Genomic DNA, 22,197 nt, shown 5'->3' with positions numbered 1-22,197 from the left:
CTCAACTATAGCTTAAAGCATATGGCGCACGTCATCGATATTGCTGATCACGTTGTAAATTTCTTCAATGTGTTTGCCGCTTGTTACTGTGGCTACTAAAGTGACTGACTCATAGTTACCTTTACTGCTCGGTTTTACTTTTGGCGCATAATCACCCGGAGCGATAGGTTGTAACTTTTCTAAAATTTGATCAGTTAAGTTTACGTTTGCTAAACCCATAATTTTAAATGTAAACGGGCAAGGGTACTCTAGGTACTCATCAAATTTAGTGTTTTTAACAGGTTCAACCACGACGGGAACTCCTCAAACAAAAGTGTTGGCTCAACTTATACGTTAAGCTTAAAACTGACAGGCTAATGACAATCTTGAAATGATGTTACTTTTGACCTAAGCCAACGATAGTCATTCAATACGATTGGTATATATGGGGCGCATTCTAGCACTTTTCAAGCAAAAAAAACGCCTCACAGAAGAGGCGTTCATATTACTTTACTCGTGCTTACATTATTTGTAAGCGTAAGTAGTCATATATTTTGCTGAAGAAGCTACCTTCTTGTATTTCTTCAAGCGTAACTAGCGGATATTGTGCAATATCTTCGCCTTCAAGTTGTAAAAACAGCGTGCCTACTTTAGTGCCTTTAGCTAAAGGTGCTTCAAGCGTATCGTCAAGCTCAAAGTTTGCTTTCAGGTTTTTATGTTGGCCACGAGGGATTGTAATAGGGGTGTCTTCTAAAATACCTAAAGAGACATTCTCTTTGTTACCCATCCAGATGCGTTGCTCTGCAAAACTATCGCCAGCTTTGTAAGGCGTAATTGTTTCAAAAAAGCGGAAACCGTAGTTAAGCAGTTTTTTACTTTCAACTTTACGCGCACGCTCACTTGAAGTACCCATAACTACCGCAATTAAACGCATGTCGTTTTTCGTTGCCGAGGTGACTAAGCTGTAACCCGCATCAGATGTATGGCCTGTTTTAATACCATCAACATCTAAGCTTTCATCCCATAACAACGAGTTACGGTTATATTGCTTTATACCATTGTATGTAAATGACTTTTCTTTATATAGTGCATATTCGTCCGGCACGTCTCTGATTAAGGCTGCACCAAGTGTGGCCATATCGCGTGGCGTTGTGTAGTGCTCGTCTGTATCAAGACCGTGACTATTAATAAAGTGAGTATTTGTCATGCCTATCTTTTCAGCATGGGCATTCATTAAATCTGCAAAGGCACTTTCGCTGCCAGCAATATGCTCAGCCATGGCAACACAGGCATCATTACCTGATTGCACAATAATACCGTGATTAAGTTCATCTACACTTACTTGCTTACCCACTTCAATGAACATTTTAGATGATTCAGGAAAGTTTTTTGCCCACGCTTTTTCACTGATAGTTACCATATCGGTGGGTGCGATATTACCTGCATTTATTTCAGTACCAATTACATAACTAGTCATCATTTTAGTTAAGCTAGCAGGAGCAAGTTTTGTATCAGCTTCACCTTCTGCAATCACTTTACCTGTGGTGAAGTCCACCAAAAAGTAACCTTTAGCATTAACTTGAGGAGGGGCTGGAATAATTTGTGCGGTGGCTGAAAAGACGGCGGCAGAACAGACTAAGCCGCAAACACCAGTAAGAATTTTATGTTTAATAGATTTCATCATACTCATTAATGGTTAAAGTTAAAAATATGCATTCTCCCTATTCTAAAGGGCTTACTGAGTGTAAAGCAAGAACGCGTTTTGAAATTGATTTTGTTTTAATGTTTTTAGTACTTGTTGCGCGTGTTGGGCATCTTTTATCGGCCCTAAGTGCAATCTATAAATACCGTCTTTTTCGACGATATTTGTTGGTAATTTATATTGCTCTCGTAGTGTGTGTGCCAATGCTTCTATGTTGGCTAACGTACTACCTGCAGCTACTTGAACATAGGTTTTTCGTGCATGGGTATCTGCAAGGGTAATCGCTTCAAGCTTAACCTGTGCTGTACCGTATTTATGGTAGCCAAGTTTATAGGCTGCAGCATAAGAAAGATCAATGATTCTATCGTCATGAAAAGGCCCGCGATCGTTAACCCGTACTATAACAGATTGGCCATTGGCTGTATTTGTTACGCGCACAAAACTCGGTAAGGGCAAGGTTTTGTGAGCTGCCGTCATAGCGAACATATCGTAAATTTCGCCGTTAGAGGTGTGATAACCATGAAATTTTCGGCCATACCATGAGGCAATGCCCGTTTCTGAATAACCTGTTTCATCGAGCATAGGGGTATAACGTTTGCCCAACACTTCGTAAGGGCGTGTGGTGCTCGCGCTTTTTATAACTTTAGTGACAATAGCATCTTGCATTTCTAATTCAGTTGGTGCTCGCAGAGGCGCTGCATCATGGCGCATGCTGTAACGGCTATTTGAACTGCTACATGCACTTAAAAAGAGGCTAACGAGTGTAATAATTATAAGTTGTTTATAAAGGCGCATTATTTTAAGAGCATCCTTTTATCTGTGGCAATCGACATAATAATGCCAAATGCAGCCATCAAGGTCACCATTGAGGTGCCGCCATAACTAATTAATGGTAAGGGAACACCTACAACAGGTAATAAACCCGAGACCATACCAATGTTTACAAAAATATAAACGAAAAATGTGAGTGTCAGAGAGCCTGCGAGTAACTTGCCAAAAGCTTCTTGTGCATTAACTGCAATAAATAATCCACGGCCAATGATGAATAAGTACAGGCTAAGTAAAATACACACACCAAATAAACCAAACTCTTCACTCAGTACAGAAAAAATAAAATCGGTATGTCGTTCAGGTAAAAATTCCAGTTGTGATTGTGTGCCTTGCAACCAGCCTTTGCCTTCGATACCGCCTGAGCCAATAGCAATTTTTGATTGAATAATATGATAGCCAGAACCAAGCGGATCGCTCTCAGGATCTAAAAAAGTTAAAACGCGTTGTTTTTGATAATCGTGCATACCATAGTGCCAAAAAGGCCATGCAGCTAAGGCCACAATAGAGCTTAAAAAGCCAATTAAACGCCAACTCAAACCAGATAAAAACAATACAAACACACCCGAGCTGGCAATCAAAATTGAGGTGCCCAAATCAGGTTGTTCCTTAATAAGTAGGGTAGGCAGCATAACAATGGCAAAGCCAATAATTAAATGAAGTGGACGCGGTGGTAAGTGGTTACGACCAATATACCAAGCAACCATCATTGGAACCGCTAGTTTCATTAATTCTGAGGGTTGAAAGCGGGTAATACCTAAATCTAACCAGCGTTGAGCCCCTTTAGAACTTACACCAAATAGAAGTACCCCAACCAGCATAAGTAGTCCCAAGCAATACATGGGAATGACTAAGCGTTTTAGGGTCGTAGGTGGGATTTGCGCTAAAACAAACATGCCAATAATTGCGCCAGCCATACGGGTTATATGGCGGATCATCATGGCCGAATCTTGGCCCGAGGCACTATAAACTATGGTGATACTGCCAGCCATCATCAGTAATAAAGCAATTAACAGTGGCAAGTCGATATGCAGGCGCAGCCAAATAGAACGCTTATTATGTAAAGCCGTCATGGTACTTTACTCCCTGAGGATTGAATTGGGTTAGCTGCAAAATAATAATCCATTAATTGGCGCGCAATGGGGGCACCTACAGAGCTACCCCCGCCGGTATTCTCTACAACAATAGAGACTATAATTTGTGGATTGTTGTAAGGGGCAAAACCGACGTAAATGGCGTTATCGCGTTGGCGCTCTTTGAGTGCATCGGCATCGTAACGCTCGCCCTGAGCAATACTGACCACTTGGGCTGTACCGGTTTTACCTGCAGGGTCGTAGGTAGCCCCTTTAAACGCACGGTGTGCTGTACCGGTGGTCTTTTTAACCGTGTTATGCATTGCATCAATAGCGATGCGCCAGTTATCCTCATTATTGAGAACAACAGGTGGCTTTTCTTCATTATTGAGCTGGGTGATCTGGTCTTCTTTTTTAGCCACTTGCACTAAGTGAGGAGGATGATTTATTCCCCGGTTAACTAGAATATTAGTCGCGTTGGCTATTTGAATTGGGGTGGCAGTCCAATAACCTTGGCCAATCCCTACAGAAATAGTATCACCACGCCACCATGACTCTTTGAAACGATCTTCTTTCCACTCTTTTGAGGGCAAAATAGCGGTTGTTTCTTCATGAATATCAATGCCTGATAGCTCACCAAAACCAAAACGTGCCATAAAGTTACTTATTTTGGTGATCCCCATGCGATAGGCTGCATCGTAAAAATAAGTATCGCATGACTCTTCTATTGCTTTGTAAACATCAACATGGCCATGGCCCCAACGTCGCCAGTCTCGCCATCTATGCTCTACATTGGGTATTTGAAAAAAACCGGGATCCCACATGGTGGTGGTCTCTTGTACTATGTTTTCTTCTAATGCCAAAATAGCCATGTGCGGTTTAATAGTCGATGCTGGTGCGTAGCGCCCCTGGGTGGTACGGTTTATAAGCGGGCGATCAGGGTTAAGCAGGGCTTTATAGTCTTTACTGCTAATACCGTGCACAAATAAATTAGGATCATAGCTTGGGTTTGAATACAGCGCTAAAACGCCGCCATCTTTTGCATCCATAACCACAATAGCGCCGCGCATATCTTTAAGTGAATGTTGGGCTATTTGTTGTAAACCAATATCGAGAGTAAGTACTAAATCGTCCCCCGGCTGCGGTGGATCCATACTCAAGGTGCGAATAATACGACCACGGTTATTTACTTCAACTCGCTGTGAGCCGACCTGGCCATGAAGTAATGGCTCGTAGTATTTTTCGATACCCAGTTTGCCAATATCATGGGTCGCTCTATAATTGGTGGCTTCATCTTGTTGCTCAAGCTTGTTTAATTCTTTTTTATTGAGCTTAGCAACATAGCCTAAGGCATGGGTTAAGGTGTCTCCAAACGGGTAATAACGGGCTAAACGCGCTTCAATACTAAACCCTGGGAATTTATGTTGGTTTACTGAAAACATCGCTACTTCGTTTTCATTTAAGCGAGCTTTAAGAACTTGGCTTTTAAAGCGGCGAGTGTGCTTTATATCATCAAGGAAATCAGCTTGCTGCTGCTCGGTAATATCAATAATTTTACTGACTGATTTCAATGAGGCAGTTAAATCGTCAACTTCTTCGGGGATCACTTCAAGGTTATAAACGGGCTTGTTTTCAGCCAGTAAAACACCGTTGCGGTCGTAAATAAGTCCGCGATTAGGTGCAATAGGGATTACTTTTATACGGTTATCGTTAGAGCGAGTTTGATAATCTTGGTGGTCGTCAACTTGAATGGTGTACAAGTTAGACAATAATATGGCTACTAAGGCTAATATAAAAATAAAACCCACAAATGCACGCCGAGCAAATAAATTAGCTTCTGCTGAGTGGTCGCGAATAGTGGGTCTTCGTTTTAGCATGGCAAGAAACTACTCGCGATGATAAGGGTGGTTGTTATTTAAGCTCCAGCCTCTGTAAAGACTTTCAGCTACAATAATGCGTACTAAGGGATGCGGAAGCGTTAAATTTGATAACGACCACTTCTGCTCAGAGGCTGCAATACACTCGGGGGCTAATCCTTCAGGTCCGCCAATCAGTAAACTGACATCGCGACCATCTAGTTGCCACTTTTCCATGTTTTTCGCTAGCTGATGAGTATCCAGTGCTTTACCGGTTACTTCTAGTGTGACAATACGATTGCCTTTAGGTATGGCGGCTAAGGTTTTTTCACCTTCGGTGTGTAAAATACGCTTTATATCTGCGTTTTTGCCACGTTTACCAGCAGGTATTTCGATTAGTTCCAGTGCCATATCTTTGGGAAAGCGGCGCTGATATTCTGCAAAACCTGTTTCTACCCATGCTGGCATTTTTGTACCAACAGCAATCATTTGTATTTTCACGACGTTACTTCCAAGCGTTGTCTAAAATAGGGAGCTATTAGCCCCAAAGCTTTTCTAGATCGTAATAGCTACGTGCTTGATCTTGCATAACGTGAACAATCACATCACCTAAATCAACGAGTGCCCATTCGCCATCGCTTTGGCCTTCATAGCCAATAGGCTCTTCACCAGCGTGACGAGCTTCTTTTGCTAAGTTATCAGCAATTGACAGTACATGACGTCTTGATGTGCCTGAACATACAATCATGTAATCGGTTACGTCTGAGGTGCCAGTTACGTCAAGTTGAATCACATCACGTGCTTTCATATCGTCAATTTTGTCTAGTGCAAAAGCGAGTAGTTGTTTCGAATCCAAGGTTTTGTCTCAATTTAAAATTTAATAGCGGTCATTTTAACACGCTGAGGGGTTTATACCAATCACTCTTGATAAAGCTGGTGCTGCTCAATATAGTGACTCACGGTGTCGGGTAATAGTTCACTCTTTTTAATGCTTTTTTTAAGCGCTTGACGGATAGTGCTGGATGCGGCATCTAGCTGTTCTCCTTCTAAAAAGTAAAGGTGTCCGGCATTTTTTTCGTTCAGTAGGGAAATATCTTTGGTCACAGCCTGCTGTTTGTAGCCTTTAAGTTCACCTTGTACGTCACAGTTTTGACCTGGGCGTTGATACACCACTATATGGCAAAGACGAGTTATTGTTTGCCACTGATACCATTTATCAAGGTTGTTGAATGAGTCCATACCAATCAAAAATAAAATAGGGGTATCGGGATTTTCAGCTCTTAACTCTTGCAAGCTTAATAAAGAATAAGAAGGCCCGCTGCGTTGTAGCTCCCGTAAATCAAGCTTAAACTCTGGGTAAGCTGTAATTGCCGCTTTAAGCATTGCTATACGATGCTCGGTGCTGATCCCCGGTGCCGCTTTGTGTGTGGGTATTGCACAGGGCATAAAATAAAGTGAGTGTAATTCAAAAGTAGCCACACATTGCTGCGCCATATTAAGGTGCCCCAAATGAACGGGGTCAAAAGTGCCACCAAAAATTGCAATCATGATATTTTCCCTTTACTGACGGTTAGTATGACACGGCAGTGGAATATCGAGCGGTTGGCAAAACTTAATACAAATATGTGCCAATGCTTGATAGGGGGCAATTAATGCGCCTTGTTTGTAGCTTGCATCAAATAATGCCAGTTCACTGCTAATGCTTTCAAGGGTGTCAATGTTAAGTCTGTTTATCGCTGTTTGTACCGGCGCTTGGTGATTTTTCCATATCGCTTTTTGTTTAAACAGGGTGGCTAACGACTCACCTTGCAGTAACCCTTGCTGTACACTGAGTAAGGTATTTAGATCTTTATTGATGGCCCACAAAATACTCATTACTTCAGTATTATCACTGGCAAGCTTATTTAATACTTTTATTGCTTGTGTAGTATGGCCGTTTAACAGGGCATCACTTAAATCAAAAATATCGAATTTAGATTGGTTTAGCAGCCCTTGCATCACCAATTGTTGGGTAATGAGAGCGTTACCATGTATTAGCGACAGTTTTTCCAATTCTTGAAAACAAGCTAGTAAATTGCCTTCAGTGGCATTAATTAAACTAAGCTTAGCCTCGTTTTGTAAATTGAGTGACAAGCGTTGGCATTGTTCATCTAGCCAACGTTTTAAGTGATTACCACTAAGCGGATAGCAGGGTACAAATAGCCCTTGCTTATCGAGTGCTTTAAACCATGCTCCGCGTTGCACATCTTGGCTGGCCTTGGCGCCTTTAACAATTAAAATGGTGTCAGGGTTTTCAAGCTCAACGACCTTTTTAAAGGTGTTTGCGCCGGGGGTACCGGGTTTTTGCTGGTTTAAATCAAGCTCAATAATCGTACGCGCACTAAATAACGACATACTTTGGTATTGCGCTATGATTTCTTGCCAATCAAAGCCTTGGGCTAAAGTGAATTTAATTACTTCATCAAAACCTTGCGCTTTTGCGCTATCGCGTATGAGCTGTACACATTGCGCTTCTTGAAAAGGCTCTTCACCAAAAACCAAATAAAAAGGTTTTAACCCCTTTTTTAATTCGCTAGGCAGCTGATTTGCATAACAACGCATTATAGTTGCGACAACTCTCTAACAATTCGACGACTTGCTTGTTGACGAATTTCGCTGATCAGCAGTTCAAGCTCTTTTGCTTTGGCTAGTGCGTTGTCAGGGTCATCTTGGTAATTACGGTAAAGCTCAAAACGTTTTTCAATGGCTGCTTGTTTTGGGCGTTTTACAACATAACTTACACTGTATGCCAATTCATATTCAGCCACTTGTCCGTTTTGAAATAACGATAAGGTTTGACGCTCTAGCTGCTCTTTAAATAAGTAAAGTTGCGCTGATTGTTTACTCGCAGGGACTAAAGTAACATCGCTCATAGTCAACTCTGTTTGCAAATAGCTAAACAACGCTGATTTTTGATCATCACCCACCAAGGTTAGCTGTTTTAAATCATCGGGTAGGCTTGATGCTTTTTTAAGGTGAAAGCCACAGCTCGATAACAAAAAACAGACTAGCACTAAGGCTAGTCCGTTTTTAATGGCATTTAAAGCAGCCATATTAGTTAGCTACCACGTTAAGTAATTTACCGGGTACATAAATAACTTTGCGGATTGTTGCACCATCAGTAAATTTAGTGACGTTAGATTCTGCAAACGCAAGTGCTTCTACTTGCTCTTGCGTTGCATCAGCTGCAACCGTTAGTTTTGCACGTAATTTACCGTTTACTTGTACGATGATTAATTTTTCATCTTCAACTAGGGCAGATTCGTCAACTTTTGGCCATGCTGCATCTAAAATATCACCTTCTTTACCTAGATCTTGCCATAACTGATGCGATAAATGCGGTGTTATTGGTGCTAGCATAATAAGCAATGCTTCTAATGCCTCGTTAGCAATGGCGACATCTTGAGTATCGTTTAATGGCGCTTTTAATAACTTATTAGATAGCTCCATAATTGCGGCAATTGCCGTATTGAATGTTTGACGACGTTCAACATCATCGCTCACTTTTGCAATCGCTTTATGTAGCTCACGGCGAAGTACTTTTTGCGGATTTGTAAGCGCCGATTTATCAAGTGCTTGGAAGCCAACCGTTTTAACATCTACCGCGTATTTCCATACACGTTTTAAGAAACGGTGCGCGCCTTCAACCCCTGAATCTGACCATTCAAGCGTTTGCTCTGGTGGTGCAGTAAACATCATAAACAAACGCACGGTATCTGCGCCGTATTGGGCAATGACTTCTTGCGGGTCTATGCCGTTGTTTTTCGACTTAGACATTTTGCTCATGCCAGATGAGAACACAGGATCACCGTCTTTTTTATGCCATGCCTTGGTTACGCGGCCTTTTTCGTCGGTTTCGGTATTAACATCGCTTGGCGAAATCCATATATCGCCGCCTTTTTCATCTTTACGATAAAACGTTTCAGCTAATACCATACCTTGACAAAGTAAGCGGTCGAATGGCTCGTCTGAATTAACTAAACCAAAGTCACGTAATAATTTGTGGAAAAAGCGCGAATACAATAAATGTAAAATTGCGTGCTCAATACCACCAATGTATTGGTTTACTGGTAACCAATAGTTAGCTGCCGCTGGATCTAACATACCCTCGTCATGGCGCGGGCTACAGTAGCGAGCGTAATACCATGATGACTCCATAAAGGTGTCAAAAGTATCAGTTTCATGAGTGGCAGGTACACCATTTACAGTTGTTTTAGCCCATTCTGGGTCAGCTTTAATTGGTGAGGTAACGCCATTCATTACCACATCTTCTGGTAAACGCACTGGTAGCATATCTTCAGTGGCAGCAAGCTCATTACCATTCTCATCACTCAGCATTGGAATTGGCGAACCCCAGTAACGCTGACGGCTTACACCCCAATCGCGTAGACGGAAGTTTACTTTACGCTCTCCCACACCTAATGCTTCTAGCTTGTCGGCAACAGTGTTAAAGGCGTTTTCAAAATCAAGGCCATCAAATTCACCTGAGTTTACTAATACCCCTTTTTCGGTGAATGCTTCTTGGGCTAGGTTTACTTCAAGCTCAGAGCCTTCAACTGGCGCAATAACTTGTTTAATATCTAGGCCGTAAGCTGTTGCAAATTCAAAGTCACGTTGGTCGTGCGCAGGTACAGCCATTACTGCGCCTGAGCCGTAATGCATCAATACAAAGTTTGCAACCCAAATAGGCACTTGCTCGCCCGTTAATGGATGAGTGGCGTAAAAGCCCGTTGCAATGCCTTTTTTCTCCATGGTTGCCATATCCGCTTCGGCAACTTTAGTGTTTTTACACTCTTCAACAAACATCGCAATCGCGTCGTTGTTTTTAGCCGCTTCTTGCGCGATTGGGTGGCCACCGGCAACGGCTAGGTATGTCACGCCCATAAACGTATCTGGACGAGTGGTGTATACACTAAACTTTTCGTTATTGTCGGTACGCGTAAACTCGATATCTAACCCTTCAGAGCGACCAATCCAGTTGCGCTGCATGGTTTTAACTTGCTCAGGCCAATCTTCTAGTTTGTCTAAGTCGTCTAATAGCTCTTGAGCATAGTCGGTAATTTTTATAAACCACTGTGGAATTTCTTTTTGTTCCACTACTGCGCCTGAACGCCAACCACGACCATCAATTACTTGTTCGTTAGCTAATACTGTTTGATCCACAGGATCCCAGTTAACCGTTGACATTTTTTTGTACACTAGGCCTTTTTCGTAAAGCTTAGTGAAGAACCATTGTTCCCATTTATAATATTCTGGGTGGCATGTCGCAATTTCGCGATCCCAGTCGTAGCCAAACCCTAATTGCTTAAGCTGGTTACGCATGTAGTCAATATTTTCGTAAGTCCACTTTGCAGGGGCTGTTTTATTTTTAATAGCCGCGTTTTCTGCAGGTAAACCAAACGCATCCCAACCCATAGGTTGCATTACGTTTTTGCCTTGCAAGCGCTGAAAGCGAGAAACCACGTCACCAATGGTGTAGTTACGCACATGACCCATATGCAGTCGACCACTTGGGTAAGGAAACATTGAGAGGCAGTAGTACTTTTCTTTGCTCTCGTCTTCTGTGACTTTAAATACTTGGTTTTCTTCCCAGTAGCGTTGGACTTTTGACTCTATGTCTTGTGGGTTATATTGCTCTTGCATTTACGTTTCCAAACTTCTTGCATACTAATAAAAAATTGTCGATAGGATACCCCAAATAAAGCGTTATTCACAGCGCCAAAGCGGCGCTTTTTATAAATTTGCCGCTAAATTAGTTTTCAGTGCAGGTTAACCTATACTTATCTATGATATAGAGTAAATCAGTAGACGTTTTGAAGGAGTATAAAATGGCAGATTACAGAACATGGCTTAGTGATTTATCCGATTGGTTAAAAGATGTCAAAGAGCATGAAGTTAAAGCCGCAGTAAAGCGATTTATTGAATCTGAGCAGGCACTTAAAGATTTAGGTGAAGAAAAATACCAGCTTTATCGTAATTACTTAATGCGTGACATTTCTCATCTACAAGAAAATAACAACTACTATAATTCGCTTGCATGGCAGGAGCTTAAAGAGTCATTGTGGTTTGAGCTTTCTCATATTGAAGACAAAACACAACTTGAATGGCAGTCATTAAGTGAAGATTTTAAGCATAATGGTGTTTATCACGCAGGTGAATGGATAGCCATGGGCACATTAGTATGTAAGAATTGCAACCATAGTTACGATGTTTATCATGCAACGCAAATTATTCCGTGTACACAGTGTGATGGCATCTATTTTAGCCGCCAGGCTTTACAACCTTAAATATGAATATTGAGTGGCTTATATAGCCACTCAATACGTCCAAAACCTAGCGAATATGCTGGTAAAAAAAGAAGTTAGAATGACGAAAAAATTGCTGCCACTACCCGTATCAAATCTTGCACCGAGTATTTCATCGAGCCATGTAAACACTTGCATGAGTAATCCATACCCTGAGCAACTTACCTTTATAGGCCAACAACGTGCGCAAAGTGCATTGGACTTTTCTTTAGGAATGGACCTACCCGGTTATAATGTTTATGTAATGGGAGAGGCGGCACACGGGCGTTTTACTTTAGTAAAAGACAAATTAAAACAACACGCTAAAGAGCGCACAACACCGCATGAATGGTTATATGTTAATAACTACGACGATCACCGTGAGCCTATTGCGTTATTTATGCATGCAGGGCAAAGCAAACAATTAGCCGATGATATTGACTCATTTATTGATGAAGTACTCGACACTTTTCCTGCTGCATTTGATAACCCAGCCTATCAGCGCAAGAAAAAATCGATAGACCGTGAATTTAACGATGCTTACGACGGCGCAATTACCGCAGTAGAAATAGCAGCACTTGAACAAAGTGTGGCACTAATTGAAGAAAAAGGCGTAGTCGGCTTTGCACCGCTGATTGATGGTAAACAACTTACCGATAATGAGTTTTCTGATCTTGAAGATGACTTACGCGAGATGTTTTTTGAGCGTATAGAAAAATTAGAAGATGCCCTCATTGAGGCGCTTATTGAGTTACCGCGCTGGAAACGCGAGTCGAAAGAAAAGCTCCGCAACCTTAAAAAGTCTACTGCTGAGCAAGCCACTAAACCGTTATTAAAAGATTTAGAACATAAATATGCCAGCCATATTGGTGTACTGCGTTATTTAAAAGATATACGTGTAGAAATTATTGATGCCGTCCTTGAATGGCTTGATGATGAAGGTGAAAGCGAAGAAAACAAAGAAGACTTTGATCGTAAAGGCATGCTTACCGACTTTTTTGCGCCTAATATTTTGGTTGAATATAAAGAAGGCGATGCGGCACCGGTTGTTTACGAGCCAAACCCAACCTTTGGTAATATTTTTGGCAAAATTGAATATGCCACATCGCAAGGGTCGTTAATTACCAGCTATCGATCAATTCAACCTGGTGCATTGCACCGCGCGAATGGCGGCTATTTAATTATGGATGCTGAAAAAGTAATGGCTCAACCCCAAGTGTGGGATGGGCTAAAGCTGTCGCTAAAAACCCATCAAATTAAAAATGACTTACCTTATCAAGACAGTGTCGTTGGTAGTAGCTTTACGCTTCGACCGCAGTTAATACCGCTTGATGTGAAAATTATTTTACTCGGCTCACGTGAACTTTATTACACCATCGGTGAATACGACGAGGAATTTGCTGAGTTATTTAGAGTACTTGCCGATTTTGATTATTACTTACCAAGCAGCGATAAGCTGCAGTATCAGTTTATTACTAAAGTCAGTGATTACTGTGAGCAAACATTAAAGTGCACGTTAAACGAATCAGCAATGGTGCGATTGCTTAAGTTTAGTTATCGCCAAGCTGAGCACCATAATAAACTCTCAGCCCGTTTTGCTGATGTACTAGAGCTTGTGGCTGAGGCCAGTTTTTACGCTAAGCAAGACAAACTGACGGTGATTGATGCTCGCCATATTGACGAAGCGATTGAAGGCAAACAATACCGTACGGGGCAAATTAGTGAAAATATGCTCAGCGATATAAAAGAAGGGCACACCTTAATTGCGACAGACGGGCAAGCCGTAGGTAAAGTAAACGGTTTAACGGTACTGCACATTGGTGACACCTCATTTGGTACACCTGCACGCATTACCGCCACTGTTTATGCGGGTGCTGATGGCGTTATTGATGTGGAACGCGAAGCTGAGCTGGGTAAAGCAATTCACTCAAAAGGGGTAATGCTGCTTACCGGTTATTTAGGTAACAAATACGCGCAACACTTTAGCTTAACACTCAGTGCGAATATCGCTATTGAACAAAGTTATGGCTACATAGATGGTGATAGCGCCTCATTAGCTGAACTTTGTGCGCTAATATCGGCGATCACCAGTTTACCAATAAGCCAATCTATTGCACTAACTGGCTCTATTAATCAGCATGGTGATGTGCAAGCAATCGGTGGCGTAAATGAAAAAATAGAAGGCTTCTTTAAACTATGTAAAATGCGTGGCTTAACGGGTGAGCAAGGCGTTATTATTCCAAAATCAAACCAAGTTAACTTAGTACTTGATGATGAAATACTCAATGCGGTTGAACTGGGTAAATTTAATATTTTCGCCGTTGAAACAGTTGACCAAGCGCTAAACTTACTAATGGACATTGACGCGGGTGACATGATTGATGAGCAGTACCCAGAAGATTCAGTGAATGGCATTGCATTAGCACGATTAAAAGACATTGCTGATATTGTTAACGGCGATAACAGCGACGATAAAGACGACTCAGAAGATGAAAAAGGAGAGTTATGATCAATATTATTTTACTGATTGTTATCGCTATTTTTTGCGTTTTGATTTTTAAAAACAGTAAAAAAGCCAAGCAGCAAGCAATCGCTAATGCGCAAATTGAAAGTGATTACTTAATTGCCAATGCAAAGGTAGAAGGCGTTCAAGAAACCGCGTCTGGCTTGCAATATAAAATAATCCATAAAGGGGATAGCGAAAATACACCTAGCCCAACGAGTATGGTGAAAGTGCATTATCACGGCACTTTAATCGACGGCACTGTATTTGACAGCTCAGTGGAGCGCAAAACTCCGATTAGCTTTGGCTTGCACCAAGTTATAAAAGGCTGGACAGAAGGCCTACAATTGATGAGCCCGGGCGATAAATTTCAGTTTTATATACCGCATCAGCTCGCCTATGGTGAAAAGCGAGTAGGGAGTATTCCTCCTGCATCATTGCTTATTTTTGAAGTGGAATTACTGGCTATTGAGTCGTAATTTTAACGTAAAAAGTCTCTTAAGCCTTACTTAATCAAGTAGGGCTTTTTTATTTGCTCTTATCAGTCAATCCTACTCAAGAATTTAAATCGTCAGTCGATACCTAAAATAGTGACAAATTCATTTTAGGGATAAAATAATGAAGATTTCAACCGCCTCAATTCAATATCAAGCATCTAATTATAACAATCAGCCTTTAATAGAATCAGAACAGCAACACATTGATGATAAATCAGAGGAAGAGCCTGACTATGTTTTATCAGAGTTTTTAGATGCTAAGGTTCAAAAATACAGCGAAGATAACGCAACATTTGCTGAGCAATATCAAAATTTAGAAAAGGCATATAAATATTTCACCCAGCAAGTGGTTGCATTGCAAGAACAAGTAAATAAGCTTAAGCAGAGTACGGTACAACGCAGTTTAACCATTGATAATAGCCAATATGGGCCAGCTGAAGACGATAGTCGCTTAACTATGGATGCTGAGCATATGGGAGCTAAAAAGTATAAAACCGAGCAACAACAAGAAGAGATAAATAGATTGGAGCTGCAACTTAGTGAGGTAAAGTCTCAGCAGGCAGCAATAAAACAACAAATTATTGAGCTAGTAATCAACGAAATGAAAAGGCGAGGCGACGGCTTTACTATTTAACCAAAGTCTAACTGTATTAGTTCAGGTTATTTAACCTTGTAATGTACGCAGAAAAGTTAGTTTTTAAACTCAATTTTTTCAACCTCAAGCCTAAATTCTCCCGCCTGTTTACCTGCAATCATAAACCCAAGCTGCCTTACATCTTTAAAGTTAATTGTAGGTTGTTGTTCAAGTAAGCGGCCGCGATAAGTAAGCTGAAAATCCTCAGGTAAAAACTCAATATTAAGCCACTCGCTCTTTGTGGTACTAAACGAGCGGGTATAAGCCGCACCATCCATGTATTCATTAGTTCTTAAACGTAATTGATAGGTTTGACCATCGCCCTTAACACGTAGCATAATTTTAGTGATGTCTTGGCTTTGTAAATCCAATAGCGTTCGAATAGAAGCAAACCCTCCATTGTTTGCAAGCGATACATTGCCTGTAAACACTAAATTGTCGTTTTCATACAAAACCTGACTATTAGAAATGCCACCCATCACCGAATCATTAACCACATACCAGCGAGCATTGGCATTTGCCTCGGTAGTGGCAAACAGTAAGTTAAAAACAAAAAGTGATGAGAGTTGTTTGGCGGTCATGAGTAATTCCTTAAAACCATTATTAACAATAATACGTTTTGATGTAATAATTGTTCACATAATTATTTTAATACTGGGATAAGGCAATCCTTGATTAAAATACTGACCAAATTAAAGACGTCATAAAATATAAGGATATTAATTTATATGACAAAAAAGCCTGTGATTCTCGTTATCATAGCATTTATTGTTATGATGATCGCGCCTGTTGGCCTATATGAGTGGTATTCTTCAGTCGACCCCTCCTTTATTCCTAACCGTTTTTATGACTTTTTAAGTCATTGGATTTTAGGCTTTATTACTATTTCTTTAGTGTGTGCCTTTCTATTTCATTTAATAAAAACGCCACATGCGAGAGAAGAGTTTAATACTTACTTTGATCAAGAGGGGATTATACTTAAGAATTTAAGCATCATTATGATACCCATTTTGCTTTATGCGTATCTTTGGGCTGTCATTTGTGCGCCGATTCAACTATGGGCGCATTATGATTTAGGCGATTATTGGTCTGAAGAATATACCTTAGTTGAGTCTGAAGCTTGTTATAGCGATTATGAGCCGAATTGCGTTCGTTTACTCTTTGAAGATATATCTACAAACAAACAGCACACCATCAGGTGGTATTTAGATAAGCATAAGCTTTTAAAACTTAAAAATACAAAAGTGAACTTAGTTGGTGAAAAAAGTTACTTTGGCTATGTTGTTACTGAAATACAGTGGTGATTTATGCAGTTTTATAAAAAAGAGGTACGACGGGGTTTTTTATTTCTTCTATTCGTGTTTGTTTTTACTATGCTAATTGGACTCTCTTTGGATTGGGATGAATTTTATGATCCTGCATTTATACCGAATGCGCGCTTCGCTTTTATAGAATTTAAGTTACTACCAATTTTAACAGTGTTAATTATCTATATACTGTTGAAAAAATACAGAAACAATAACGACGTTAAAAGCCAATTTTTTACAGGAAGTAAACTCGTTAAAGGGTTTCTTTTTCTAATGTACCCATGTTTAATTTATATGTCGTTATGGTCTTTAAGCATAGTACCTATAAAATATATGGCAGTGCATAGGTTGGGAGAAATTTGGTCAAAAGAATATTTATTAACAAGCATAGGAGTATGTCGTAGTGATTACGGCAATCAATGTATTAAGCTAAATTTATTAGACTTATCAACCAAGAAAAACTATTCCATACGTTGGTACTTAGATACTAAAGAGCTACAAACACTTAAAAACAAGAAAATAAATTTAGTCGGTGAAAAAAGTTACTTTGGCTATCTTGTTAACGAAATACAATGGTAAAAACTAAAGGGAATTAAATGGACACTAATAATTTTAATGAGAGCATAAAGGGCTTTTTTTGGGGAGTTGGGTTTGTAATAGCAATGCTTGGTGGTATTAGTGTGTTCGCCCTAACAATCGCCGCTGATGTTGACAGTGGATTCAAAACAATGGTTTCAAATAAAGCATTAGAAACAAGTGATGAATTTAATAATGACTATAAACTTACTCTTTCTGAAATATACAAAGAAAAGGGTCAAGTAAGAATAGCGGCTGAATTAAAAAATATTACTAACGAGAGCATTTATACGGGAACCGTTATTGCTTCTACATTTGACGAAAGTGGTAAGTTTATTGGTAACTGTGTAGGCAAAAGCACAGACAGCTTTTTAGAACCTAGCGCAGTTAGCTATGTTGACATTAAATGCAATTTATTTAGATCACAAGCAAGCAAAGTTCACTCGACAAAGCTTAAAATTAAGTGGTTTTAGAGCATGTATTCGAGTTTTTTTAGAGTAATTATAGATGCCAAATAAGTTATTTAGTTGGGAACGTGGGCGACAAAAGTCAGGCTACGACAAAATGCTACTCTGCCGTATTTTCGCTCCGTTTAAGCTTGATGCCTACTTAATTAAATTCCCACAAGGGAGTGAAATAAAACCGCATACCGATAAAGTGAGAACTGGTAAGCACTTTAGACTTAACATTGTACTAAAACATGCGGTAGAAGGCGGTGAATTTATTTGTGAAAATCTGATAATAAATTACAGCCGTATTAAACTTTTTAGGCCTGATGTAGAACAGCACCAAGTATTAAAAATAAAAAAGGGACTCGTTATATTTTAAGCATAGGCTGGATTAAAAAATAGATTTGCGTAGGTTGGTTAGATACCAGAGCAACCTTTCTCTTACTGATAGCTGACCACTAATAGCTATCAGCTATAATTTACTTCCTAAACCTAATCCCAAACCCAGCAACACCCAGCAGCAACACAAATCCCCATACAAACTTATTGCCGTATTGGCTGTATACGCTGTCTCCTTGTATGAGCTTTATATTGGCTTTAAGTGTTGTTGCTTCAAACTGTGGCATAGTTTGGCGTGTTTGGCTTATGGGGTCATATACACCGCTTATACCGTTGTTGGTAACACGTACTAGTGGACGTTGTAGTTCTAGGGCGCGCATGCGTGCAATTTGCATATGCTGGTGGGGGCCAATAGAATCACCAAACCAAGCATCGTTGCTTACGGTAAATAGTAAATCAGAGTCGCTTTTGTAGTTACCCCGCACTAAATCGGCAAAGACTATTTCATAGCAAATAGCGGGCAGCAGGCTAAAGCCATTCGCACGTAAGTTATCTTGCACTTTATCACCGCGCGAGAACGATGACATAGGTAAATCAAATAACGGCGCTATGGGGCGGAGTATGTCTTCAAAGGGAACAAACTCTCCAATCGGCAGTAATTGGTGCTTTTGATAGCGGTTACTATCTAAGTAACGATAGTGGCCGTGTTCATCATTTTGCTCTTTGTTACCGACCACAATCAGGGTATTAAAAATGGTTTTAGTGTCGCGTTGGTAATCAACAATACCCGTTACTAGCGCGGTTTTATTAAATGAGGCGGCACTGTCTAAGCCTGCTAAGTATGAATCAGCAAGCGCTTCTATCTCAGGCACTGCGGCTTCAGGCCACACAATTAAATCGGCATCCCAGTGACTGCGCGTCATATCCTGATACTTACTCATGGTGGTCCAAAACTCACTAGGATCAAAGCGCAAGTGTTGTTTTATATTACCTTGTACAAGCAGCACAGACAGGTTTCTATCGGAGTAATTGGTTGTCTTTGTTAAGTGTGCGCCTGCGAAGGCAAGCAAAACCACAGTAGCGGTAACAACAGGCATTTTAAATTGTTTTTGGGTTAAGCTGTACAATGCAAACCCAATGGCAATACATAATAGCGTGAGCCCAAATTCACCAATAAAAGGAGCGAGGGCATTAAGTGGGCTATCAGTTTGTGTATAACCAAAGCTTAACCAAGGAAAACCAGTTAACAGCTTGGCACGCAAATATTCACTAATAGCAAAACAAGGGAGTAGTAGGGCGGCAAAGCTTATAGAGCCGCTCGAAAAGCGAGTGGTTGCCCACAGCGCCAACGCAGGAAATAACGCAAGGTAGCTGCACAGTAATACCATTAACGAAATGGAAGCGAACAGTGGCATACCGCCAAAGGTGGCGATAGAAACATGCACCCAACTTATACCGGCACCAAACCAACCTAGGCCAAATATAAAGCCATATTTAGCGGCGGTTTTAGCGTGTTTTTTTCCTGTGAGGTTTGCAGGGATACAAAAAAATAATGCGGCCAAACTAAAAAATACAATCGGCCAAATACCAAAAGGCTCGTAGCTAAAAGTTAAAACAAGGCCCGCAACTAGTGCGAGCCATGCTTTTTTATCTTTTGCTAGTAGGGTGGGGCTAGTTAGCAGTTTCTTCACTGTCGTTATCATCAGCCTTAGGAATGGTGACTTGCAGTTGCAATATACGACGATTATCAGAGTTAGTTACTTTAAACTGAAATCCTTCTATATCGATGGTTTCGCCACGACTCGGCATATGGCCAAAGGCATGCAATACAGTACCACCAATAGTGTCGGCGTCTTGTGAGCTGTAACCTGATTTAAAATGCTCGTTAAAGTCATCTACAGGGGTTAATGCCTGCACAACGTAAACATGCTTAGCCAGTTGACGAATATCTTGTTGTTCTTCTTCTTCATCGTGCTCATCTTCGATTTCGCCAACAATGATCTCAAGAATATCTTCAATGGTTACTAAACCCGATACACCGCCGTACTCATCAATTACAATCGCCATATGGTAGCGTTGCTGACGAAATTCATTAAGCAGGGTATCAACCCGTTTACTTTCAGGCACTACCATAGCAGGGCGTAAATAATCACGTAGCGATGGTAAATGCTCATCTTTATTTAAAATGAGGGGTAATAAGTCTTTTGCGAGTAAAATCCCTTCTACATGGTCTTTATCTTCACACACCACCGGAAAGCGAGAGTGGGTAGAGTCAACCATCATAGGTATATGCTCTTCAAGCGGGCTATCAATTTCCAAAGTGACCATTTGTGAGCGCGGGATCATAATATCTCGCACTTTAAGCTCAGACACACCAAGCACACCTTCAATCATTTCTTTGGTTTCAGGATCGATTACATCCCGCTCTTGGGCATCGGCAATTACCTCAACCAGCTCTTCTCTATTCTGGGGTTCCCCTTGCAACATGTGGGTTATACGGCCCAGCCAAGTCCTGCCAGAAGAACCCTGGCTAGATTGCGAGTTATCGTCGCTCATTACGTCTAATTGCTCCGTTTATTTAAATATCGTCCCGGTATGGGTCTGCTATGTTTAGTTCAGCAAGTAATTGCTTTTCTATACTTTCCATCTCTAACGCATCTTCACTCTTTATATGGTCAAATCCAAGTAAATGCAAGCATCCATGAATAACCATATGAGCAAAGTGGTCATGAAATGACTTTTCTTGCTCTTGCGCCTCAGCCAAAACAATGGCAGGGCAAATAATTAAGTCACCCACAAGTGGGATATCAATACCCGGTGGCGCTTCAAATTCAAACGATAATACGTTGGTAGGCTTATTTTTACCGCGGTAGTCATTATTGAGCTGTTGCGACTGTGCTTCATCGCTAATAACAATGGTCAGCTCAGACTCATCACGATATTGGCTAAGCACTTTATCGGCCCAGATGGCAAACTGCTCAAGGCTAGGTAAGTTGTCAAACTCACACGCTATTTGTAAATCAAGTTCTGTTTTCACGGTGTTACTCTTTAGTCGCAGGTTGCTCTTGAGCGGCGAGCGCTTCTTTGGCTTGTTGTTTCTCTAATCGCTTAAGACGCTCACGTTCATCGTTGCGCTCATAGGCTTCAACAATACGTGCTACCACAGGGTGGCGTACTACATCGTGCGATTTGAAAAAATTAAAGCTAATTTCATCAACGCCATCTAACACTTCAATAGCATGGCGAAGACCAGAGCGCGCACCACGAGGTAAATCAACTTGGGTTATGTCGCCGGTGATCACCGCTTTAGAATTAAAACCAATACGGGTTAAGAACATTTTCATTTGTTCTGTGGTGGTATTTTGGCTTTCATCTAAAATAATAAACGCATCATTAAGAGTACGGCCGCGCATATAAGCCAGTGGCGCAATTTCAATGATGTTTTTTTCAATCAGCTTTTCAACACGCTCAAAACCAAGCATCTCAAATAACGCATCGTAAAGTGGGCGTAAATAAGGGTCTATTTTTTGGCTTAAATCACCGGGTAAAAAGCCGAGTTTTTCACCCGCTTCAACTGCAGGGCGAGTGAGTAATATACGGCGAATTTCTTGGCGCTCTAGTGCATCAACTGCCGCTGCAACGGCAAGGTAGGTTTTACCTGTACCCGCTGGGCCAATACCAAAGGTAATGTCGTGGTGCAAAATATTAGCAACATATAAGCCTTGGTTATCGTTGCGAGGTTTAATAACGCCACGACGAGTTTTAATCATCATTTCTTTGCCATAAGCACTGTGTGCAACATCTTGCTCTAGTGTTTTAGACTCTGTGATGGCTAAATGCACGTTATCAGGCTCTATTTCGCCAATTTCTCCACGCACAGGCTGAGTATCAATATAAAGGTTTTTTAAGATCTCTACCGCGCCGGCGCTACTGTGTAGTTTACCGGTTACTTTGAAAAAGTTGTCACGATGAATAATTTCAACACCTAGACGGCGTTCAATTTGTTTGATGTTTTCGTCAAACGGGCCACATAATGAAGAAAGGCGTTTGTTGTCGGCAGGTTCTAAATAAATCTCTAATGTTTTTAACTGATTACTCAAAATTACTTCCTATTACAGTGCGCCAGCGTTA

The 22,197-nt window shown here is 40.8% G+C and carries 23 protein-coding genes and 1 pseudogene; 8 read left to right on the top strand and 16 right to left on the bottom strand.

The window, feature by feature from the left end:
• Window positions 1–12: 12 nt before the first annotated feature.
• The 11 genes from ybeD to leuS all read right to left on the bottom strand — a co-directional run bounded on the left by ybeD (window position 13) and on the right by leuS (window position 11,120).
• Window positions 13–291, bottom strand: coding sequence for a DUF493 family protein YbeD (gene ybeD, locus P20439_RS14735; RefSeq protein WP_008109437.1), 279 nt, complete (start codon window positions 289–291; stop codon window positions 13–15).
• Window positions 292–499: 208 nt separating this feature from the next.
• Entirely contained in the window at window positions 500–1,660 is a 1,161-nt protein-coding gene (locus P20439_RS14730; RefSeq protein WP_008468004.1) for a serine hydrolase, read from the bottom strand.
• A gap of 54 nt (window positions 1,661–1,714) precedes the next feature.
• A complete protein-coding gene (locus P20439_RS14725; RefSeq protein WP_008109442.1) occupies window positions 1,715–2,476 on the bottom strand; it encodes a septal ring lytic transglycosylase RlpA family protein in 762 nt (253 codons plus the stop codon).
• A complete protein-coding gene (gene rodA, locus P20439_RS14720; RefSeq protein ID WP_008109444.1) occupies window positions 2,476–3,582 on the bottom strand; it encodes a rod shape-determining protein RodA in 1,107 nt (368 codons plus the stop codon). The genes P20439_RS14725 and rodA overlap by 1 nt, the downstream gene beginning before the upstream one ends.
• Window positions 3,579–5,459 (bottom strand): penicillin-binding protein 2, encoded by a 1,881-nt coding sequence (gene mrdA / locus P20439_RS14715; protein WP_008109445.1) that lies wholly within the window; start codon window positions 5,457–5,459, stop codon window positions 3,579–3,581. Before mrdA ends, rodA begins: the two co-directional genes overlap by 4 nt.
• 9 nt (window positions 5,460–5,468) lie before the next feature.
• Window positions 5,469–5,939 carry a 23S rRNA (pseudouridine(1915)-N(3))-methyltransferase RlmH gene (gene rlmH, locus P20439_RS14710; protein ID WP_008109455.1) on the bottom strand — a complete coding sequence of 157 codons (471 nt, stop codon included), beginning with the start codon at window positions 5,937–5,939 and terminating at the stop codon, window positions 5,469–5,471.
• A gap of 37 nt (window positions 5,940–5,976) precedes the next feature.
• Complete coding sequence (gene rsfS / locus P20439_RS14705) at window positions 5,977–6,294, bottom strand: ribosome silencing factor (protein WP_008109457.1); 318 nt, start codon at window positions 6,292–6,294, stop codon at window positions 5,977–5,979.
• 62 nt (window positions 6,295–6,356) lie between these two features.
• Window positions 6,357–6,986: a nicotinate-nucleotide adenylyltransferase gene (gene nadD, locus P20439_RS14700; protein WP_008109459.1), complete on the bottom strand. Its 630-nt coding sequence runs from the start codon at window positions 6,984–6,986 to the stop codon at window positions 6,357–6,359.
• A gap of 12 nt (window positions 6,987–6,998) precedes the next feature.
• Entirely contained in the window at window positions 6,999–8,039 is a 1,041-nt protein-coding gene (gene holA / locus P20439_RS14695; protein ID WP_008109460.1) for a DNA polymerase III subunit delta, read from the bottom strand.
• Window positions 8,039–8,530: an LPS assembly lipoprotein LptE gene (gene lptE, locus P20439_RS14690; protein WP_008109462.1), complete on the bottom strand. Its 492-nt coding sequence runs from the start codon at window positions 8,528–8,530 to the stop codon at window positions 8,039–8,041. The genes holA and lptE overlap by 1 nt, the downstream gene beginning before the upstream one ends.
• A 1-nt stretch (window position 8,531) precedes the next feature.
• A complete protein-coding gene (gene leuS / locus P20439_RS14685) occupies window positions 8,532–11,120 on the bottom strand; it encodes a leucine--tRNA ligase (RefSeq protein ID WP_008468001.1) in 2,589 nt (862 codons plus the stop codon).
• Window positions 11,121–11,305: 185 nt separating this feature from the next.
• Between leuS and P20439_RS14680 the strand changes: the two genes are divergently transcribed.
• From P20439_RS14680 to P20439_RS14665, 4 genes are all read left to right on the top strand, one after another.
• Entirely contained in the window at window positions 11,306–11,764 is a 459-nt protein-coding gene (locus P20439_RS14680; RefSeq protein WP_008467999.1) for a hypothetical protein, read from the top strand.
• A 79-nt stretch (window positions 11,765–11,843) separates the two neighbouring features.
• Window positions 11,844–14,270, top strand: a complete 2,427-nt coding sequence (locus tag P20439_RS14675; protein ID WP_008467997.1) for a Lon protease family protein — start codon at window positions 11,844–11,846, stop codon at window positions 14,268–14,270.
• On the top strand, window positions 14,267–14,743 hold the full coding sequence (locus tag P20439_RS14670) for an FKBP-type peptidyl-prolyl cis-trans isomerase (protein ID WP_008467995.1): 477 nt from the start codon (window positions 14,267–14,269) through the stop codon (window positions 14,741–14,743). The genes P20439_RS14675 and P20439_RS14670 overlap by 4 nt, the downstream gene beginning before the upstream one ends.
• Before the next feature lie 139 nt (window positions 14,744–14,882).
• Window positions 14,883–15,395, top strand: coding sequence for a hypothetical protein (locus P20439_RS14665; protein WP_008467993.1), 513 nt, complete (start codon window positions 14,883–14,885; stop codon window positions 15,393–15,395).
• A 56-nt stretch (window positions 15,396–15,451) separates the two neighbouring features.
• Here P20439_RS14665 and P20439_RS14660 read toward each other — a convergent pair whose 3' ends face one another.
• Window positions 15,452–15,976 carry a CIA30 family protein gene (locus tag P20439_RS14660; protein WP_008467991.1) on the bottom strand — a complete coding sequence of 175 codons (525 nt, stop codon included), beginning with the start codon at window positions 15,974–15,976 and terminating at the stop codon, window positions 15,452–15,454.
• A 147-nt stretch (window positions 15,977–16,123) separates the two neighbouring features.
• Between P20439_RS14660 and P20439_RS14655 the strand changes: the two genes are divergently transcribed.
• From P20439_RS14655 to P20439_RS14640, 4 genes and pseudogenes are all read left to right on the top strand, one after another.
• Window positions 16,124–16,699 (top strand): hypothetical protein, encoded by a 576-nt coding sequence (locus P20439_RS14655; protein WP_008467989.1) that lies wholly within the window; start codon window positions 16,124–16,126, stop codon window positions 16,697–16,699.
• Between the two features lie 3 nt (window positions 16,700–16,702).
• Window positions 16,703–17,281 (top strand): hypothetical protein, encoded by a 579-nt coding sequence (locus tag P20439_RS14650; protein ID WP_008467987.1) that lies wholly within the window; start codon window positions 16,703–16,705, stop codon window positions 17,279–17,281.
• Window positions 17,282–17,298: 17 nt separating this feature from the next.
• Window positions 17,299–17,751, top strand: coding sequence for a hypothetical protein (locus tag P20439_RS14645; RefSeq protein ID WP_008467984.1), 453 nt, complete (start codon window positions 17,299–17,301; stop codon window positions 17,749–17,751).
• A 34-nt stretch (window positions 17,752–17,785) separates the two neighbouring features.
• Window positions 17,786–18,129: pseudogene (locus P20439_RS14640) on the top strand (2OG-Fe(II) oxygenase).
• Window positions 18,130–18,206: 77 nt separating this feature from the next.
• Here the strand turns inward: P20439_RS14640 and lnt are convergent.
• From lnt to P20439_RS14620, 4 genes are read right to left on the bottom strand one after another with little or no spacing between them, the layout of a single operon-like run.
• A complete protein-coding gene (lnt, locus tag P20439_RS14635) occupies window positions 18,207–19,757 on the bottom strand; it encodes an apolipoprotein N-acyltransferase (RefSeq protein WP_008467981.1) in 1,551 nt (516 codons plus the stop codon).
• Window positions 19,738–20,622: a CNNM family magnesium/cobalt transport protein CorC gene (corC, locus tag P20439_RS14630; RefSeq protein WP_036934272.1), complete on the bottom strand. Its 885-nt coding sequence runs from the start codon at window positions 20,620–20,622 to the stop codon at window positions 19,738–19,740. The genes lnt and corC overlap by 20 nt, the downstream gene beginning before the upstream one ends.
• A gap of 22 nt (window positions 20,623–20,644) precedes the next feature.
• Window positions 20,645–21,103, bottom strand: a complete 459-nt coding sequence (gene ybeY / locus P20439_RS14625) for an rRNA maturation RNase YbeY (protein ID WP_008467979.1) — start codon at window positions 21,101–21,103, stop codon at window positions 20,645–20,647.
• A gap of 4 nt (window positions 21,104–21,107) precedes the next feature.
• Window positions 21,108–22,166: a PhoH family protein gene (locus P20439_RS14620; RefSeq protein ID WP_008467977.1), complete on the bottom strand. Its 1,059-nt coding sequence runs from the start codon at window positions 22,164–22,166 to the stop codon at window positions 21,108–21,110.
• Window positions 22,167–22,197: the final 31 nt, after the last annotated feature.

It is taken from the genome of Pseudoalteromonas sp. BSi20439 (assembly GCF_000241165.1).
Taxonomy (GTDB): Bacteria; Pseudomonadota; Gammaproteobacteria; order Enterobacterales; family Alteromonadaceae; genus Pseudoalteromonas.
Note: the sequence above shows the minus strand (reverse complement) of the source record. Positions and strands in the feature narration are given on the sequence as shown.

What these genes read in the sequence shown, in the direction of transcription:
- P20439_RS14730 (WP_008468004.1), bottom strand. Translation starts at nt 1,660, where the DNA reads ATGAAATCTATTAAACATAAAATTCTTACTGGTGTTTGCGGCTTAGTC.
- P20439_RS14725 (WP_008109442.1), bottom strand. Translation starts at nt 2,476, where the DNA reads ATGCGCCTTTATAAACAACTTATAATTATTACACTCGTTAGCCTCTTT.
- rodA (WP_008109444.1), bottom strand. Translation starts at nt 3,582, where the DNA reads ATGACGGCTTTACATAATAAGCGTTCTATTTGGCTGCGCCTGCATATC.
- mrdA (WP_008109445.1), bottom strand. Translation starts at nt 5,459, where the DNA reads ATGCTAAAACGAAGACCCACTATTCGCGACCACTCAGCAGAAGCTAAT.
- nadD (WP_008109459.1), bottom strand. Translation starts at nt 6,986, where the DNA reads ATGATTGCAATTTTTGGTGGCACTTTTGACCCCGTTCATTTGGGGCAC.
- holA (WP_008109460.1), bottom strand. Translation starts at nt 8,039, where the DNA reads ATGCGTTGTTATGCAAATCAGCTGCCTAGCGAATTAAAAAAGGGGTTA.
- lptE (WP_008109462.1), bottom strand. Translation starts at nt 8,530, where the DNA reads ATGGCTGCTTTAAATGCCATTAAAAACGGACTAGCCTTAGTGCTAGTC.
- leuS (WP_008468001.1), bottom strand. Translation starts at nt 11,120, where the DNA reads ATGCAAGAGCAATATAACCCACAAGACATAGAGTCAAAAGTCCAACGC.
- P20439_RS14680 (WP_008467999.1), top strand. Translation starts at nt 11,306, where the DNA reads ATGGCAGATTACAGAACATGGCTTAGTGATTTATCCGATTGGTTAAAA.
- P20439_RS14675 (WP_008467997.1), top strand. Translation starts at nt 11,844, where the DNA reads ATGACGAAAAAATTGCTGCCACTACCCGTATCAAATCTTGCACCGAGT.
- P20439_RS14670 (WP_008467995.1), top strand. Translation starts at nt 14,267, where the DNA reads ATGATCAATATTATTTTACTGATTGTTATCGCTATTTTTTGCGTTTTG.
- P20439_RS14665 (WP_008467993.1), top strand. Translation starts at nt 14,883, where the DNA reads ATGAAGATTTCAACCGCCTCAATTCAATATCAAGCATCTAATTATAAC.
- P20439_RS14660 (WP_008467991.1), bottom strand. Translation starts at nt 15,976, where the DNA reads ATGACCGCCAAACAACTCTCATCACTTTTTGTTTTTAACTTACTGTTT.
- P20439_RS14655 (WP_008467989.1), top strand. Translation starts at nt 16,124, where the DNA reads ATGACAAAAAAGCCTGTGATTCTCGTTATCATAGCATTTATTGTTATG.
- P20439_RS14650 (WP_008467987.1), top strand. Translation starts at nt 16,703, where the DNA reads ATGCAGTTTTATAAAAAAGAGGTACGACGGGGTTTTTTATTTCTTCTA.
- P20439_RS14645 (WP_008467984.1), top strand. Translation starts at nt 17,299, where the DNA reads ATGGACACTAATAATTTTAATGAGAGCATAAAGGGCTTTTTTTGGGGA.
- corC (WP_036934272.1), bottom strand. Translation starts at nt 20,622, where the DNA reads ATGAGCGACGATAACTCGCAATCTAGCCAGGGTTCTTCTGGCAGGACT.